The sequence below is a fragment of the Micromonospora sp. NPDC048986 genome (genome assembly GCF_040649335.1).
GTDB lineage: Bacteria > Actinomycetota > Actinomycetes > Mycobacteriales > Micromonosporaceae > Micromonospora > Micromonospora alfalfae.
Map to the genome: position 1 here is coordinate 238,545 of NZ_JBEZFJ010000010.1, position 16,305 is coordinate 254,849.

Annotated in this window: 16 protein-coding genes; 12 read left to right on the forward strand and 4 right to left on the reverse strand. The window is 73.3% G+C overall.

Annotated elements, in window-relative coordinates; genetic code table 11:
* The 12 genes from AB0B94_RS21745 to AB0B94_RS21800 all read left to right on the forward strand — a co-directional run bounded on the left by AB0B94_RS21745 (position 1) and on the right by AB0B94_RS21800 (position 12,832).
* Positions 1-483, forward strand: a complete 483-nt coding sequence (locus AB0B94_RS21745; protein ID WP_030327509.1) for a phage tail protein — start codon at positions 1-3, stop codon at positions 481-483.
* Complete coding sequence (locus AB0B94_RS21750; RefSeq protein ID WP_357282814.1) at positions 458-1,891, forward strand: hypothetical protein; 1,434 nt, start codon at positions 458-460, stop codon at positions 1,889-1,891. Before AB0B94_RS21745 ends, AB0B94_RS21750 begins: the two co-directional genes overlap by 26 nt.
* Positions 1,891-2,754 carry a hypothetical protein gene (locus tag AB0B94_RS21755; protein WP_357282816.1) on the forward strand — a complete coding sequence of 288 codons (864 nt, stop codon included), beginning with the start codon at positions 1,891-1,893 and terminating at the stop codon, positions 2,752-2,754. The genes AB0B94_RS21750 and AB0B94_RS21755 overlap by 1 nt, the downstream gene beginning before the upstream one ends.
* Positions 2,751-4,343 carry a contractile injection system protein, VgrG/Pvc8 family gene (locus AB0B94_RS21760; protein ID WP_357282818.1) on the forward strand — a complete coding sequence of 531 codons (1,593 nt, stop codon included), beginning with the start codon at positions 2,751-2,753 and terminating at the stop codon, positions 4,341-4,343. The genes AB0B94_RS21755 and AB0B94_RS21760 overlap by 4 nt, the downstream gene beginning before the upstream one ends.
* Positions 4,343-4,681 carry a hypothetical protein gene (locus AB0B94_RS21765; RefSeq protein WP_112700535.1) on the forward strand — a complete coding sequence of 113 codons (339 nt, stop codon included), beginning with the start codon at positions 4,343-4,345 and terminating at the stop codon, positions 4,679-4,681. The genes AB0B94_RS21760 and AB0B94_RS21765 overlap by 1 nt, the downstream gene beginning before the upstream one ends.
* Positions 4,678-5,112: a GPW/gp25 family protein gene (locus AB0B94_RS21770; protein WP_357282821.1), complete on the forward strand. Its 435-nt coding sequence runs from the start codon at positions 4,678-4,680 to the stop codon at positions 5,110-5,112. Before AB0B94_RS21765 ends, AB0B94_RS21770 begins: the two co-directional genes overlap by 4 nt.
* On the forward strand, positions 5,109-7,781 hold the full coding sequence (locus AB0B94_RS21775; RefSeq protein ID WP_357282824.1) for a putative baseplate assembly protein: 2,673 nt from the start codon (positions 5,109-5,111) through the stop codon (positions 7,779-7,781). The genes AB0B94_RS21770 and AB0B94_RS21775 overlap by 4 nt, the downstream gene beginning before the upstream one ends.
* Complete coding sequence (locus tag AB0B94_RS21780) at positions 7,762-8,277, forward strand: phage tail protein (RefSeq protein WP_357282827.1); 516 nt, start codon at positions 7,762-7,764, stop codon at positions 8,275-8,277. The genes AB0B94_RS21775 and AB0B94_RS21780 overlap by 20 nt, the downstream gene beginning before the upstream one ends.
* Positions 8,274-9,203, forward strand: a complete 930-nt coding sequence (locus AB0B94_RS21785) for a hypothetical protein (RefSeq protein WP_357282829.1) — start codon at positions 8,274-8,276, stop codon at positions 9,201-9,203. The genes AB0B94_RS21780 and AB0B94_RS21785 overlap by 4 nt, the downstream gene beginning before the upstream one ends.
* A complete protein-coding gene (locus AB0B94_RS21790; RefSeq protein WP_357282831.1) occupies positions 9,200-9,661 on the forward strand; it encodes a hypothetical protein in 462 nt (153 codons plus the stop codon). Before AB0B94_RS21785 ends, AB0B94_RS21790 begins: the two co-directional genes overlap by 4 nt.
* A gap of 30 nt (positions 9,662-9,691) precedes the next feature.
* Positions 9,692-10,444 (forward strand): hypothetical protein, encoded by a 753-nt coding sequence (locus tag AB0B94_RS21795; RefSeq protein WP_357282833.1) that lies wholly within the window; start codon positions 9,692-9,694, stop codon positions 10,442-10,444.
* A 165-nt stretch (positions 10,445-10,609) separates the two neighbouring features.
* Positions 10,610-12,832: a hypothetical protein gene (locus tag AB0B94_RS21800; RefSeq protein ID WP_357282835.1), complete on the forward strand. Its 2,223-nt coding sequence runs from the start codon at positions 10,610-10,612 to the stop codon at positions 12,830-12,832.
* Positions 12,833-12,851: 19 nt separating this feature from the next.
* On the opposite strand, the gene AB0B94_RS21805 is transcribed toward AB0B94_RS21800, so the two are convergent.
* Genes AB0B94_RS21805 through AB0B94_RS21820 form a run of 4 tightly spaced genes read right to left on the reverse strand, consistent with a single transcriptional unit; the run spans position 12,852 to position 16,249 of the window.
* Positions 12,852-13,697 carry a PmoA family protein gene (locus tag AB0B94_RS21805; RefSeq protein WP_357282836.1) on the reverse strand — a complete coding sequence of 282 codons (846 nt, stop codon included), beginning with the start codon at positions 13,695-13,697 and terminating at the stop codon, positions 12,852-12,854.
* On the reverse strand, positions 13,694-14,374 hold the full coding sequence (locus AB0B94_RS21810) for a hypothetical protein (RefSeq protein WP_357282839.1): 681 nt from the start codon (positions 14,372-14,374) through the stop codon (positions 13,694-13,696). Before AB0B94_RS21810 ends, AB0B94_RS21805 begins: the two co-directional genes overlap by 4 nt.
* Before the next feature lie 4 nt (positions 14,375-14,378).
* Entirely contained in the window at positions 14,379-15,266 is an 888-nt protein-coding gene (locus AB0B94_RS21815) for a carbohydrate ABC transporter permease (RefSeq protein WP_357282959.1), read from the reverse strand.
* Positions 15,266-16,249: a sugar ABC transporter permease gene (locus AB0B94_RS21820; RefSeq protein ID WP_357282843.1), complete on the reverse strand. Its 984-nt coding sequence runs from the start codon at positions 16,247-16,249 to the stop codon at positions 15,266-15,268. Before AB0B94_RS21820 ends, AB0B94_RS21815 begins: the two co-directional genes overlap by 1 nt.
* Positions 16,250-16,305 lie beyond the last annotated feature (56 nt).

Sequence of the window (16,305 nt, forward strand, 5' to 3'; positions counted from 1 at the left end):
ATGCCCACCACCGCCACCCCGCAACCCGGGGCCCCTGTCGACCCGTACCGGGCGTACAACTTCCGACTGCTCATCAACGGCGTCACCAACGGCCACTTCACCGAGATGACCGGGTTGGAGGTGAACATCCCCGGGCAACCGTACCGGGAGCACGGCCTGGGTCGGATGCGGATGGTGCCCGGTCAGGCCGAGTACGAGCCGGTGACGCTGCACTTCGGCCTCACCGCCTCCCGCGAGTTGTGGGACTGGGTGAACGCCACCGCCCAGGGCACTCTCAACCGGCGCAACGTCTCGGTGGTGCTGCTCGACTCGGTCGGCACGGCCGAGGTGCTGCGCTGGAACCTGATCGACGCCTGGCCGACCCGGTGGCGCGGGGCACACCTCAACACCCTCAGCCACGAGATCGCCATCGCCTCGCTGACCCTGCGCTACGAGGGCCTGGAGCTGGAGACCGGCGGTGCCACCGCGCCGACGCCCGCGTAGCTGGCTGGCCAGCCGGCTGCGCTCGGCGGCCGGGGCGGTGCAGCGCCTCGCCGGGCGGGTCGAGTCCGCCGGCCACCTTCCGCCGCCGTCGCAGCCGCCAGTGGTGGCTCCCCGCCGTTTCGGGGAGCCTCCGCGGCACTGGCTGGACCTGGTGGCGGCCCACGCGCCAGGCCTGCTGCACGACCTGGACCTCGACCCGTCCGGCATCGCCGAGGCCGGGGTCGGCATCGGCGGGCAGGGCGGGCCGACCGCTCGGGTCGACGCCGACGGCGCGGACCCGGTCGCGAACGCCAGGTTCGGCAGGTCCGGCAGGTCCGGCGGATCCGGCAGGTCCGGCGGGCTCGGCGGGGAGGGGAACGTGGGCGGTCCCGGTGCGAGTGGGGACAAGGGGTCGACCCGGTCGCGGGCCGAGGGCCGGACCGGCGGGGCGGACCCGTCGCGAGCCGGTGACCAGCCCGACGGTACGCGCACCGGTGCTGCCGGCCCATCCGGTGACGGGACGCCTCCGAGCAGCTCGGACCTGACCACCCCGCCGGCCAGGTCCACCTGGCCGAACCGGTCGACCCCGCCAGCCGGTTCGACAGGGCCGGCGGGACCGGGCGCGGCAGCGCCTGCGGTGCGGCGGGCGACCCGGGTCGACACCACGGCCTCCGACACCACGGCCCTCGACACCACGGCGCCCGACACCAGGGCTCTCGACGCGAGCCGGCTGCCCCGGGCGGATGGGCCCCGACAGCCGGTCCGTTCCATGGTCTTCGGGCCACCCAGTTCGTCGAGCAGCCGTCCGCGTCAGGCCGGGGCCGAAGCCACCCGAACCACCTCCCACCCGCACCCTGACGCACAGTGGCCCGGCCAGGTCGCCCACCGGCGGTCCGCCGACTCGTCCATCGCGCTACCCACCGCCGATCGACTCTCGGCTGGTCACGACGGGTTCCGGGGCGACCCGGCGGACGGCCAGGCCCGGCCGAGAGGGGATGCGGGCGGGCACCCGCGTGGTGGTGCGCCGAGCGCGGCGCGACTGGACGCGGTGGCTGGGCAGCGCTTCGTGAACGGGCCGACCCGGGGCGGGGTCGACGCACCCTGGGCCGGTGCGACGGCGACGAGCGGCGAAAACCCGTCGGCCGCCGCGCGCGACGAACTGGATCGCCTCGGAAACGGTGGACCCTGGCTGGCCCTGCCCGGCGAACCGACACCACCCGGGCCCGCGGCCCCGCTGCGCGACGCACTGACGGGAGCGGCCGGCGGAGGGCGGGCGTCGGTGGTCGACGGGCCGTCGCCCAGCGCCGCGACGCGGAGCGTCGACCCATGGCCGGCACTGCCCGACGACACCGCACTGTGGTCGGTCGCCCCAGCGTCGGTGGACAACGCCCAACTGACCCGACTGGACCGGGAACAGGCGGGTGACTGATGGAACGCGTCGCCTTCCTCATCGACTCCTCGGGCGTCCGGGTGGACTGCCTGCTCAACCCGGAGACCGTGCAGGTGACCCGGCTCGCCGGCGTACGCCAGCGGGGTGCCGGCGGCGGGCAGCTCACCGGGTCCGGTCTGGCCGACGACCCGCTGGTCTTCACCGGCGGTGGCCGTACCGAGCTGGTGTTGGACCTGCTCTTCGACGTCGACTTCGTGGAGGCGCAACTGCGTCCCGCCGACGTCCGGGTGCTCACCCGTCCGCTGTGGATGCTTGCGGAGAATTCCACTGCCGAGCATGGTTGGCTGCGACCGCCGTTGGTCCGGTTGGTCTGGGGCAAGACCTGGAACGTGCCGGGTGTGATCGTCGCGGTGGCGGAACGGTTCGACGCGTTCACCGGCACCGGGTCGCCGCGGCGGTCCTGGTTGCGGCTGAAGCTGGTCCGCACCGCCGAGACGGCCGATCAGGCCGAGGCCGGCTTCGCCGAGGAGCTGGCCGCGGCGAGCACCCCGACCGCCGCGCCGGGCAGCGCGGTGATCGCCGCCGGTGACGGCGCGGCCGAGCCGGGTCGCTCCGGTGTGCGGTTCGACCTGCTGGCAAACGACGCGCTGGGCTCGCCGCTGCGCTGGCGGCTGCTCGCCGAACACAACCGGATCACCGATCCCCTCGCCGTGCCGGCCGGCACCACCCTCGCCGTCCCACCGACCGCCGGCACCGCTTCGCTGACCGGGTTGGCGCGGTCGGTGGTGGGCGCGGGAGCGTCGTACCTGGGCGCTTCGGTCGCCGGAGCGCCGTGGGACGGGGCCACCGGCCCGACCGGCGCGGTTCCGAGCGGGTCCGGCAGTCCCGGGGGTACGCCGTGACCAGCCTCGCGCCCCGGGCGTTGATCGTCCAGCTCGACGGCGTCGAGCTGGTCGGCGCGGCTCGTCAGCGGGTCCGCTCAGTGCGGGTGGCGGCCCGGCTCAACCAGCCCACCCAGGCGGAGCTGGTGCTCGCCACCAGCTCCGGGACCGGCGCGTTCGACCCGGTGGTACGTCCCGGCACGGCGCTCGACGTACGGCTCGCCGACCACTCGGACGCCCTGTTCAGCGGCGAGGTCACCTGCGTGGAGGTGGAGTTCGCCGCCGACGGGGCGGCGGTGCTGCGGCTGCGGGCGTACGACCCGCTGCACCGGCTGCGCAAGCGGCAGGGGTTACGGGTCTTCACCTCGGTGACCGCCGTCGAGCTGGCCCGGGAACTGTGCGGCGCGGTGGGGCTGGCGGTGACCGCCGAGGTCGACGGCCCTCGGTTGGAGCGGCTGCTCCAACACCGGCACAGCGATCTGGAGCTGCTGCGCGAGGTGGCCGGCCGGGCCGGGCTGCATCTGGCCGCCGACGGTGACGGCGTCCGGCTGGTCACCCTCGCTGGCTACGGGGAGCCGGTCGCGTTGACGCTCGGCGCGGAGGTGCACACAGTGCGACTGTCCACGAACACCGACCAGGCCAGCGGTGCCAGTGCGGCGCTGGGCTGGCACCCGCAGCGGGCCGAGGTGATCAGCCAGCAGGTCGACGAGGCGCGCTGCGGCCGACCCGCCGACGATCGCCCGGACCCGGCCGACGTGGGTGCCGGCGGCGTTCGCACCGCCGTGGACCAGCCCGGCCGCAGCGACGACGAGTTGGCGGCGCTGGCCCAGGCCCGGTTGGACATTCGCGCGGCGGCGCTGGCCACGGCCGAGGGGGTGGCCGAGGGCGATCCGGCGCTACGGCCGGGCCGGCGCGTCGACCTCGGCGGGGTGCCCGACCCGGTGGCCGGGACGTACGTGCTGACCGAGGTGGTGCACACGGTGGACGGCAATGGGCACCTGACCCGTTTCTCCACCGTGCCGCCGGCCACCGCGACGACCCCGGGCGGCGGGGCGGTGGTCACCCTCGGCAGCGTCACCGACGTCGCCGACCCGGACGGGCTGGGCCGGGTCCGGTTGACCCTGCCGGCGTACGGGGACCTCGACGCCGGCTGGCTCGCCGTGCTCTGCCCCGGGGCCGGACCGGGCAAGGGTCTGGTGGCGCTGCCCGATCCGGGTGACACCGTGCTGGTGGTGCTGCCCGGCGGCGAGCCGGCGTCGGGCATCGTGCTCGGTTCGCTGTTCGGCGCGGTCGAGCCGTACGACGCGGGCATCGACGACGGAAGGGCCCGCCGCTGGACGATGCGCACCGCCGGCGGACAGTCGATCGTCGTCGACGACGTGCGGCGCAGCCTGCGGCTGGGCGCCGAGGGCGGCAGCTTCCTGGAGCTGACCCCTGACCTGGCCACCCTGCACGCGGCGTCCGACCTGGTGATCTCCGCACCCGGCCGGGCCATTGTGGTGCGCGCTCGCAGCGTGGACTTCCGGCACGCCGACTCGACCGAGGACCCGACCACCGCGGCGCAGCAGGCCCGTTCGCTCGCCCGCGCCCACCACGAAGGAGGCGGCTGATGCGCTGGATCCACAGTGACTCCGTGATCACCTGCGATCACGACGGCCGGGTCGAGAACCGACCCTCACGGCAGTGGGTGACCGTCACCGGCGTGCCGGTGCTCGTGGACGACGACCCGGAGGGACGCACAATCGTCGCCTGCCCGAACTACGGCCCGACCATCAAGCCGTGCACGACGACGCTGACCGTCCGGGTCGGCTACAGCGACTGGATCCGCGTTGACGGGCACCGGGTGGTGCTGTCGCACCTGGAGGGGTTCACCAACGGCACACCGCCGGGGTTGGTCAAGCACACGGTGCGCGACCCCCGCCAACAGTTCCTGGGGGCGGACCGATGAGGGCTTTCCGCTTCGTCGGTGCCGGCTTCGACGCCGGCCGCACCGGCGGGTTGGCGCTCACCGCGGCCGGCGGCCTGGCGATGACCGAGGGCGACGAGAGCGTACGGCAGGCGCTGTTCCTGCTCCTGTCGACCACGCCGGGCGAGCGGCTGATGCGACCCGGGTACGGCTCCCGGCTGCACCGGTTGGTCTTCGCGCCCAACGACGACACCACGGCCGGCCTGGCCATTCACTACGTCCGGCAGGCCATCGCCCGGTGGGAGCCCCGGGTCGAGGTGATCGACGTGGACGCCGGTCCGGACCCGGAGGACGCGTGGCGGTTGGTGATCCGGTTGGACTACCGGGTGCGGGCCAGCCTGACCCCCGGGCAGCTGGTCTTCTCAGTGGATCTGCTCCCGGTCGACGAGCCCGCTCAGGGAGGAGCATCATGACGCTGCCCGTGCCGCACCTCGACGATCGCGGCTTCCTCGACCTGGTCACCGAGGCCCGGGAACGGATCCGGCAGTCGTGCCCGGCGTGGACCGACCTGTCGGCGCACGACCCCGGCATGGCGCTGGTGGAGACGTTCGCGCACCTCACCGAGGTGATGATCTACCGGTTGAACCAGTTGCCGGAGAAGGCGTACGTCTCGTTTCTGAACCTGCTCGGGGTCAGCCGGCACGCGCCGACAGCGGCCTGGGCGGACGTCCGGTTCACCCGTAACGGCACCGACCGCGGTGCGGTCCGGATCCCGGCCGGGCTGCGGGTCGCCGCGGCCCGGGGCGCGGACCCTCGGCCTGTCGTGTTCGTCACCACCGAGCCGACGCTGCTGCCCGCTGACGAGACGTCGGTGACGGTGCGGATGCACCACTGCGAGCTGGTCGAGGCGGAGTTGCTCGGGGTCGGCACCGGCCAGCCGGGGCAGGTGCTGCGCGCGACGCGCGCGCCGCTGACACGCACCGCGGAGGCGTTGGACCTGCTGCTCGGGGTGGAGGTGCCGGCCGGCGCTGTGGAGCTGGGTGCGGCGGCCCGCGAGCACGACTCCCGCACGTTCGAGATCTGGCGGCCGGTGGACAGCTTCGCCGGGCTCGGTCCGCAGGCCAAGGCGTACCTGGTCGACCGCTGCTCCGGCACTGTCACCTTCGCCCCGGCTCTCGACCTGCGTCCCCCCGCCACGGCGACCCCGCACGGCCAGGCCACCGCCGACGTGGCGGCACCGGCGAGCACCGTAGCGCCGGTGACCGTCGCGGCGGTGCCGCCGGCCGGACGGCAGATCCGGCTGTGGTACCGCGCCGGTGGCGGACCCACCGGCAACGTGGCGGCGGGCACGCTGACCAGCCTGCGCGACCCACTACCGGGGGTACGCGTGGACAACCCCGCCCCCGCGGCCGGAGGCCGGGAGATGGAGGCGCTGGAGTCGGTGCTGCTGCGCGGCCCGTACGAGTTCTTCGCCCAGCAACGGGCGGTCACCGCCCGCGACTTCGAGATCCTCGCGACCAGCTCCGGCGCGGTGGCGCGGGCGCGGGCGTTCACCCGCGCGGCGGTGTACAGCTTCGCCCAGCCGGGCGAGGTCGAGGTGGTGCTGGTGCCGTACGTGCCGGAGGCGGCCCGACCGGGCGGTCGGCTGCCGGTGGCGCTGCTGCGCGAGCACGAGGTACCCGAGGCGCGCCATCGGGTCGAGGCGGACCTGGAGGAACGCCGGATGGTCGGCATCCGCTCCCGGGCCACCTGGGCGCGGTTCAAGGCGGTGTCCGTGCGGGCCCGGGTGGTGGTCCGCCGCGAGGAGGACGTGGACGCGGTCCGTCGCCGCATCCACGACCGGCTGCACCAGACGTTGAGCCCGCTGCCCACCGCGCTCAACCCGACTGGTTGGCCGTTCGGTGAGCCACTGCGGGCGTCGAACGTGTACCGGCTGCTGGAGCACGCCGAGCCGGGGGTGCGCTACGTCGAGTCGGTGCGGTTCGTGGTCGACGAGGCCCCCGACGCCGACGTCCGCGCCCTCGCCGTGGACCAGTACCAGCCGCGCACCTGGTACGCCGGGCGCGGCCCGGTGCTGTTCCGCTCCAGCAACGGCGGCTCGGGTTGGGAACCGGCCGGCCGCTTCGACGGCGAGACGGTGCTGCGGGTAGCGCCCGCGCCCGCGCCGGTACGGCCGGGCATCGTCGCGCGTCCCGGTTCGGTGGCGGTGGTGACGCTGCGCGCCTCGGGCGGCTCCCGGGTGCACCTGAGCACCGACCTGGGCGAGACGTGGTCGCTGCTCACCGACCTGGACTCGCGGATCTCCGATGTGGCCTGGTTGGACCGCGACGGCGCGGGCGCGCTGCTGGTGGCCACCGACACCGGCCTGTACGAGGTGTCGCTGCTGCCCGGGGCGGTGCCGTTGCAGATCCTGGTCGACCCCTCCGACGCCGACCGGGGCTTCTACGCGGTCCGCACGTTCGTCTCCGAGCGGGGCGCGCCGGGAGTGGCGGTGGCGGCGCAGGCCAGCTTCGGGGTGTACCTGTCGACAGGCGGCGGCCGGCCCGGCAGCTTCGGTCACGTGGGTCTGGCCAACGTGGACAACCGGGTCCTCGCCGTGCAGTACGACGGCCCGGCCACCCTGCTGTGGAGCGGCGCCGGCGAACCGGACCCGAAGAAGCCCGGCCAGGGCTGCCACCGCACCCGGCTGTTCGAGTCCGACGTGAAGTGGCAGTCGGTGCAGGCCGGGTGGCTGGGCGGCACCTGTCGGGACCTCGCGTTCACCGGTCAGCAGGCGGTGGCGGCCACGCAGAGCGGCGGGGTGCTGCGGCTGGACACGCTGGCCGCCCAGCCGCAGTGGCAGGCGGTATCTGTCAACTGCGGGTTGCCGTTGCGGGACCGGACCCGGTTCGTGCCGGTCGACGCCATCGCGGTGAGCGGCTCGACGGCCGGGGGCGCTGCGGCTGGCGGCACCGGTGCGACGGAGCGGCTGATCCTGGCCAGCGGCGAGCGCGGCGTACACCGCAGCGCCGACGCCGTCACCTGGACGCCCAGCGCCAACCAGGCCACCGCCGACGTGGTGACCGTCCCGGACACCTGGCTGCTCTGCTCCGGCGAGCACGACATCGAGGTGGTGCGCCAGGATGCGACGCTCGGCGATTGAGCGGCTGCTGCCCGCCGCCTACCAGCGGGCCTGCGTGCCGGGCAGCGTGCTCTGGGCGCTGCTGGACGTGATGGAGGGGCTGCACGCCCCGGACGAGGCGATCCTCGCCGAGGTGGACGCGCTGTTCGACCCGTACCGTGCGCCGGACGGACTGGTGGTGCGGTTGACCCGCTGGGTGGCGATGGACCACGTGGTGACCTCGCCCCGGCCGGACACCCCGCTGCCGCTGCCGGTGGGTCGGCTGCGTGACCTGGTGGCCGACGCCGCCCTGCTGGCCCGCTGGCGTGGCACCCCGTACGGAATGCGACGAGCCCTGGAACTGGCCACCGGGACGTCGGGCTTCGTCATCGACGAGCCCGCCGAGCGAGCCTTCCACGTCGTGGTGCGGGTGCCGGTCGCCGCCGCCGGTCAGCTCGCCGTGATCACCCGCATCGTCGAGGCGGAGAAACCCGCGTCGGCCACCGTCGAGATCGTCCTGGAAGAGGAGTCGTCATGACCACCGAGTGGGCGGTCGTCGCCGCCGCCGAGCAGTTCACGGTCGACCCGCGCAACAGCGGCGAGCTGACCTTCACCGTGTCCAACCCGGGCAACGCGCCGGACACCGTGGTGTTCGACGTGGCACCCGGTGACGGCTCCCAGCGGGCGTGGTTCACCGTCGCCGAACCCCAACGGGTGGTACCCGGCCAGGGCTCGGTGTCGTTCCTGGTCACGCTCGCCGTGCCGGCCGGTACCCCGCCCCGGCGCTACGACATGACCGGGTTCGCGTACTCGGCGAACACCGCGCCGGAGGAGAGTTCCCGCTCCAGCGGCCGGGTCACCTACGAGGTGCGGGCGGTAGCGCCGCCACGGCGTACCCCGTTGTTGTGGATCGCCGCCGCGGCGGCGTTGGTGCTGGTGGTGGTCGCCGTGGGGGTGGTGTTGCTGACCCGCGACGGCGAGCCGACCCCTGGCGAGCCGCGGGTGGTCTCCGTCGAGGCGGAGAGCCTGGTGCCGGGCGCGGTGGTGGACTCCCCGGCGAAGAACGGGGCGAAGGTGGAGGCGCAACCCAACTGCTGTGGGGTGACCTGGTCCGGCGACAAGCAGTTGTTCTTCCAGGGGTTGGCCATCGGCGACAAGGTCACCGTGACGGTGCAGATCCCGGCCGACGGCACCTGGCGTTTCGCCGCGGTACGCACCACCTCCTTCGACTACGCCAACACCGTCTTCGTCATCGACGGCACCCAGGTCGGCGGGACGTTCCTCGGCTTCACGCCCACCGTGCGCAAGACGGAGTTCCTGGACGTCGGCACGGTCCGGCTCGCGAAGGGCCCCCACCAGGTCACGCTGCTGGTGGTCGGCAAGACGCAGGGCACGAACCGCTACTTCGCGGGCGTCGACGAGATCCGGTTCACCGAGATCGTGGCGCAGGCAGTGGCGCGATGAGTGGGCGGCAGAAGGCGGTGCTGGGGCTGCTCGCCGTCCTGCTGGTGGCGCTGTTCGTGGTCGCGGTCGGCGCCGGCCGCGACGAGCGGGGTGATCCGGGGGCCCGGCACGGGTTCGTCGACCGGTTGGGCGCGCTGGGCGGCGAGCATTCCGCTGTGGATCCGGCGAGGGTCAGCGCCGACTGCGCCGACGAGGCGGGTCGGCTGGAGTTCTCCGGCAACTGTGTGGTGCGCGTCGCGGACCCCGGCGGGTTGCGCACGCTGGTGCTGCGCAGCGCGGCCCGGTTCACCGTCGTCGCCCCGGCGCCCGGCGACGCCGACCTCACCATCCGCGACGAGGTCGAGCCGGCGGCGGACGGCACCGGCGCGGTGGCGAAGATCGCCGTCGACCAGGCCACCGAGGTGGGCCTGGTCTGCCCCGGGGTGGGCGGCTGCACTGTCGTCGTGGCCACGTCCTGACCCGACCCGGACCGAGAGGAAGGCGCCGCCGTGGGTGACCTGCGCAAGCCGTTCCTGCTGATGGCCATGCTGGCCATCGTCCTGGCGATCGGGGTCGAGCTGGGTGCCGGGCTGCTGCTCGGCGGCGCCAACGCCGGTGCGGCTCTCGCCGACAGCGCCGGCGCGCTGGACGTGGAGATCGACGACGTGTCCGGGGTCAGCGAACCGTCCGGCCGGGGCACCGGCTACCTGGCGTTGATCGACGCGGTGGCGGTCTGGAGCACCGGGCTGTTCTGCCTGGGCCTGCTGCTGCCCGAGCGCGTCCAGGGTCGAATCCAGGGCGTCGCCGGCCTGATCTTCTCGATCATCCTGATCATCGTCGGGCTGATCGCGCTGGTCGTCGCGTTCGTGGAGCTGTCCATCATGGTGTCGCTGTTCCTGGCCGTCCCGTTCGGCACCCTGGCGTACCTGGCGCTGTGGGGCTTCTTTCCGGTCGGCGAGGCGGCGGTGCTGCTCGGGCTGGTGCTGCTGCTCAAGCTGGTGTGGGCCGGCATGCTGGTGCTGGCGCAGCCGCGTTTCCTGCAGAACAAGGGCCTCGTCCTGCTGATCCTCACCACTCTGCTGTGCACTGTGGTGCTGGAGTTCCTGCACAACCTGGTGCCGGTGATCCTGGTCAGCATCGTCGACGACGTGGCGGCGCTGGTCTTCGCGGTCATCGCGATCATCTGGGGGCTGGTGCTGTTGATCGGCTCCATCCCCGCGATCGTCAAGGCCATCCGCACCACCACCACCTCGCCCCGTTGATCATGAAGTTATTGCCGTGACACGCCGGGTGAAGTGGCAACAACTTCATGGTCAACACCTGGGGTGCGGGGCCGGGTCGGAGCAGGTGGGGTCGGTCCAGCACCGCGATCGCCTCGCTTTGCGGTATCAGCAGCGGCCCGGTGGATTGTCTGTGACCCTGACGGCGTGGACAGGACGCCGGGGCGCGACGCCGTGGAGCTGCGGGTACACGGCATTTCCGGGGTCACCGCCGAACGGATCCTCGACCACCCGATCGTGGTCCGGGTCGCCGGAGACACGCACGCCGGCTTCTTCCGGCCCCGGCCGGGCAGCGGCACCGCCGGCGGGGCCACCGGCGGAGTCGTCGTCGAGGCGTACCGCTGGGGTTCGCTGACCGCCGGCGCTGCGGTGCGGACGGCATCGATGTTGCTGCTGCTGCCCTTCATGCTGAGCAACCTGGCGATCTGGCTCCGCCCGCCGGGGCACGACCGGTGGGGGCTGCTCGGCGCGCTGTGCCGGTTGCTCGCCGGCACCCTCACCGCCACGTTCGTGCTGGCCGCGGTGGGCGTCACGCTGGACCTGGTCGGCTGGCAGTGTGTGCCGTACCCCGGGTGTCGGGCCAGCCGCCCCTACCTGGCCTGGCTGCACAACCTCCCGACCGGGCCCCGGCTGGCCCTGCTGTCGGTCGTTCCCCTGCTGGCGCTGCGGGTCGTCTGGGCCATCGGCACCCGGTCGGCGCGGGCCTTCGAGGGGTTCGGCCCGTCGTCGGCGCCACCCCTGGCCGGTGAACGGAGCGAGAGCCTCACCGACCCCGGCTTCTGGCAGGACGAGCAGACCACCGGTTGGCTGCGCCAGCTCCACGTGGTGCTGGGCGTCGGGACGCTGAACGTCGCCCTGCTCGCCGGCATCACACCGGGTGGGGTGGGCGCGCCCGGTCACGGCGTGCTGTTCGGGATCGCCGTCGGGCTGCTCGTGGTCGAGGTGGTCCTGCTCGCCCTTCCCGTGCCGGCCAGCCCGGCGAGGGCGCGGCGGCTCCTGCGCCCCCTCTGGGCGGTCACCGCTGTGGTGACCGTGTGCTGCCTCGGCACTGCCGCACTCGCGGACCCGGCACCGGCCGGTCTGGGCAAGCTGCCCGGGTACGAGGGCGCCGCCGCCGGGGTGGTCGCCACGCAGGGCGTCCTGCTGGTCGTGCTCACCATCGTCACGTACACCCGGCAGCGTGCCGCCCGCGACGACGAGCGCCCCTTCCTGCGCGGGCTCGGTACCCCGATCGTGGCAGCGGCGGCCGTGAGCGTCGGCGCGGCCTTCACCGCGACCCTCGTCTACCGCGTCGCGGACGCCCTCGACCACGGCGACATCCCCGATCCGATCCGACCCAACCCGCCGATCGTCGGCCCGTTGGACCCGCCGGTGGCCTACTGGTGGGCCGCGCTCGCCGGGCTCGCCGCGCTGCTGATCGGCGCGGCGGTGACCTCGGCGACCCTGCTGCTGAGCCGCCGGCGGCGACGGAGGCTGGCGACGCGGATCATCGAGCGGGACTACCCCGACGTCCCGGCCGAGGACGCGCACCGGGTGAGCCTGGTCCGGGAGACCATCGCCCGGTCCCGGATCACCGAGGAGTTGGGCCCGGTGCTCATCGCGTTCCTGCTGATCGCGTCGCTCGGGCTGGCCACCGTCGCCTTCGACGTGATCGGGGTTGGTCCCACCCAGCTCGCGGACCGCCTGGGCGGGCACGGTGGCGCGGCCGCCGTGTTCGCCGCCTACGTCACCGACGCCGGGGTCTGGGTGATCAGCCTGCTGGTGATCTCCCTCATGATCCTCGGTTTCCGCGCCTACCGGTCGGCCCAGACCCGGCGGGTGGTGGCGGTGCTGTGGGACCTCGGCACGTTCTGGCCCCGAACCGTCCACCCGTTCGCGCCGCCCTGCTACGCCGCCCGCGCTGTCCCGGAGCTGGCGAAACGGGTCACCGGGCTCACCGCACGGGGACCGGTGGTCATCTCCGGGCACAGCCACGGCTCGGTGCTCGCCGCCGCCACCATCCTGCAACTACCGCCGTCAGCGCTGGCCCGGGTGTCGCTGTTGACCTACGGCTCACCGCTGCAACGCACCTACGCGCGGCTCTACCCGGCGTACCTCGGGCCGCGGACGCTCCGCGACCTGGGCGGGCGGATCGGGTGGCGGTGGCGCAACCTGTGGCGTGACACCGACCCGATCGGTGGGCCGATCTTTCCTCCGGGCCCGGACGGAGCACCGCCCGGCGTCGACGTCGACATTCGACTGCGTGACCCCCGCAGCCTGACCATCGACCCGGCGGACACCGTGCCGCCACCGATCGAAGGGCACTGGCCGTACCACACCCAGGCCGCGTACCAGGTGGCCGTCCGCGAGCTGACCGACCGCTCGCGCTGACCGGGACCGCTCAGCACGGTCACCGCACTGCCGCGACCAGGGCCGCCACGCCGTCCCGGTCGAGGCTCCCGTCGGCCACCCACACCTGGTACCGGCCGTGCCGGCTCCCACCGGCCGGCACCACAGCCGGTCTGTCGAACGCGAACGCCACACAGACCCCCGGATACATTCCGGTCCGCACGAACCACCGGTCGTCGCGGCCGAGGCCCGCGAAGACCAGTGTGTACGCCCCGGCACCCGACCGGACGCCGGTCAGCGCGAGCCACGGCGCCGCGCCGCCGTTGACCGTCTCCTCGCCGGCCGCGTCCGCGGTGAACACCGCCGGTTCGCCGTCGGCGGCGGCCCGCCAGAAGAACCCGCCGTAGCCGGCCCCGCCCGGGCGGCCGTTGGTGGCCGGGCTGCCCAGCCGGATCTCCCGGTCGTCAGGGGCGACGAGGACGGACTCCAGGTCGAGCCGCCAGGCGTCCGGCGTGACCACCGACGCGGTGAGCCACCTCCGCTCGGTGAGCAGCACCCGGCCGGCCCGGTCGCGCCACTGGAGATCATGCGCGTACCGGCCCGGGGACCGTTCGACCTCACCGGTGTGCGCGATGACGCCGTGGTCGTCCCGCCAGGTGTAACCGACATCGCGCACGTAGGTGCGCCCGCCCCAGAGGTTGCTGCCGTCGACGTCCTGCACCGCGAGGGACGCGCCGAGGTGCCACACGTGGTCGGCGGGGAGCGCGTCGGTGACCACGGTTCCGCCGAGCGTGCGTACCGGGTGCAGATACGGCCGGGGCCCGTGCCGCGCGTCCACCGCCGGGTCGAGCACGTACTCGGCCACCTCCGTGGCCCCGACCGTCAGCCGCACCGGCTCCCCGCTCACGGCAGCTCCCGACGACCGGCGACGGCGACGGCGACCGGGACCGGCCGGCGGGCGTCGGGGGCGGCTGGTCCCTGCCGGCCTCCGACGACGCAGGCCGGCCGACGGGCGGCGACCGCGTGCAGGGCGGCCACCGTGTAGCCGGCGAGGATCGGCACCGCGACAGGGGTGACCAGGACGGTGAGCAGCCCGGCCAGCGCGACGACCCCGGTGAGCGCCGCCCAGCGGGTGGGCGCGTCGAGGCAGGCGCGGGCGGCGCAGCGGGCCGACGCCCGCCACCGCCCGCCCCCGTTGCCGCCCACCTCGACGACGACCAGCCCGCCGTACCCGGCCAGGCCGGCCGCGATCAGCGCCGTCACCAGCAGCGCCGCTGGTCCGCCCGGCACCCGGCCGGTGGCCAGCGCCGCCAGGTCGGCGGCGAGCAGCGCCGCGCCGACCAGCGCGAGCAGGCTGACCGGCACACCGGGCAGCACCGCGTGGCCGAACCGGCGCACTGTCGTGCGCGCCGACGGCCAAGCGCCGGTACGCGTCCAGTCGTGCACCGCCGCACTGGCGGTGCCCGCCGCTGCGGCGGCGGTGAGCAGGGGCACCGCCGCGAGTGTCAACAGGATGCCCAGCAGTGCCAGGTCGGCGCCGTCGCGGGCGACGTCGCGCCAGTCCCGCCGCCCGCCGGTGTCCACGGGTTCAGCCCTTGATGCCACTGGTGTTGATCCCCTCGACGAGCATCCGCTGGAACGCGACGAAGAACAGGAAGACCGGCAGCAGCGACAGCACCGACATGGCGAACATCGGACCGACAGCGCTCTGGCTGGTCGAGTCGATGAACAGGGTCAGCGCGACCGGGACCGTGTAGTCCTCCAACTGGGACAGGAAGACCAGCTGGCGGAAGAAGTCGTTCCAGGTCCAGATGAACGAGAAGATCGCCGTGGTGACCAGCGCCGGGCGGCTCAGCGGCAGGATGATGTGCCGGAAGATGCCGAACGGGCCGGCACCGTCGATGCGGGCCGCCTCGTCCAGCTCCCGGGGGACGCCGCGCATGAACTGCACCATGAGGAAGACGAAGAACGCCTCGGTGGCCAGGAACTGCGGGATGAGCAGCGGCAGGTAGGGCCAGTCGCCGCCGACCAGCCCGAGCGTGCGGAACAGGATGTACTGCGGAACGATCAGCACGTGCTGGGGCAGCAGCAGCGTTCCGATCATGACGGCGAACCACATGCCGCGCAGCCGGAACCGCAGCCGGGCGAAGGCGTACGCGGCCAGCAGGCAGGAGAGCCCGTTGCCGACGACGGTGAGCAGGCTGACCATGGCGCTGTTGAGGAAGAACCGGCCGAAGCTGACGTCGAAGTTGGACCACCCGGCGGTGTAGTTGCCCGGGGAGAAGCGCTCGGGCAGCAGCCCGACGTTGTTGACGATCTCCTCCTGGGACTTCAGCGAGGTGCCCACCATCCAGATCAGCGGGTAGAGCACCACGGCGACGATCGCCACCAGGATCAGCAGCCGCAGCACGGGCCGTCCGCCGGGCCGTCGGCGCGCGTTCGGCGGCGCTGTGGTCGTCGGGGTCACCGTCACCATCACCGGTCCTCCCCGTCGGAGTAGTGCACCCAGAACCGCCCGGTGCTGAAGAAGATCGCGGTGATGACCGCGATGGCGAGCAGGAACACCCAGGCCATCGCCGAGGCGTAACCCATGTTGAGGTCGGTGAAGCCGGTGATGTAGAGGTTCAGCGTGTACATCAGGGTGGAGTCGACAGGGCCGCCGGTGCCGTTGCTGAGCACGAACGCGGCGGTGAAGCCCTGGAAGCCGTTGATGGTCTCCAGCACCAGGTTGAAGAAGATGACCGGGGAGAGCATCGGCAGGGTGACGTTGCGGAACTGGCGGAACCGGTTGGCACCGTCGACAGACGCGGCCTCGTACAGCTCGGTGGGCACCTGCTTGAGCCCGGCCAGGAAGATCACCATCGGTGCGCCGAACTGCCAGATGGCCAGCACCATCAGTGTTTCGAGGGCCCAGTCGGGGTCGTTCACCCACGGTTTGCCGGTGATGCCGAAGAGGCTCAGCAGCGAGTTGAACGCGCCGTCGCGGTTGAACATGTTGACCCAGACGATGGCCAGCGCGACGCTGCCGCCGAGCAGGGACGGCAGGTAGAACAACCCGCGGAACAGCCCGACGCCGCGCCAGGCGCGGTTGAGCAGCAGCGCCACGCCGAGCGCCGCGGCCAGCTTCAGCGGTACGGCGATCAGCGCGAAGGTCACTGTGACCCGCACCGCGTGCCAGTACGACGGGTCGGCGGTGAACATCCGTTCGTAGTTGGCCAGCCCCACCCACTCCACCTCGGAGAAGGGGGTGAGGATGTCGTAGTTGGTGAAGCTCAGGTAGAGCGACAGCAGCATGGGAATTGCCGTGACACCCATCAGGCCGATGAGCCACGGCGACAGGAAGACGTACCCCGCCAGACCTTCGCTGTGCCGGAAGCGGCCGGGCCCACGCCTCTGCGCGTGGGCCCGGTCGGATCCGGGGCCGCGTCGGGTCGGGTCGGGTGCCGTGGTCAACGCCACGAACAGCTCCTCTCCTCGCGTTGGGTCTGTGTCGAAGTCCCCGGTCGAGCCGAGGC

Bases quoted from the DNA above. Each gene is read 5' to 3' on its own strand.
- AB0B94_RS21745 (WP_030327509.1), top strand. From the start codon at position 1: ATGCCCACCACCGCCACCCCGCAACCCGGGGCCCCTGTCGACCCGTAC.
- AB0B94_RS21755 (WP_357282816.1), top strand. From the start codon at position 1,891: ATGGAACGCGTCGCCTTCCTCATCGACTCCTCGGGCGTCCGGGTGGAC.
- AB0B94_RS21765 (WP_112700535.1), top strand. From the start codon at position 4,343: ATGCGCTGGATCCACAGTGACTCCGTGATCACCTGCGATCACGACGGC.
- AB0B94_RS21770 (WP_357282821.1), top strand. From the start codon at position 4,678: ATGAGGGCTTTCCGCTTCGTCGGTGCCGGCTTCGACGCCGGCCGCACC.
- AB0B94_RS21775 (WP_357282824.1), top strand. From the start codon at position 5,109: ATGACGCTGCCCGTGCCGCACCTCGACGATCGCGGCTTCCTCGACCTG.
- AB0B94_RS21780 (WP_357282827.1), top strand. From the start codon at position 7,762: ATGCGACGCTCGGCGATTGAGCGGCTGCTGCCCGCCGCCTACCAGCGG.
- AB0B94_RS21785 (WP_357282829.1), top strand. From the start codon at position 8,274: ATGACCACCGAGTGGGCGGTCGTCGCCGCCGCCGAGCAGTTCACGGTC.
- AB0B94_RS21790 (WP_357282831.1), top strand. From the start codon at position 9,200: ATGAGTGGGCGGCAGAAGGCGGTGCTGGGGCTGCTCGCCGTCCTGCTG.
- AB0B94_RS21815 (WP_357282959.1), bottom strand. From the start codon at position 15,266: ATGGTGACGGTGACCCCGACGACCACAGCGCCGCCGAACGCGCGCCGA.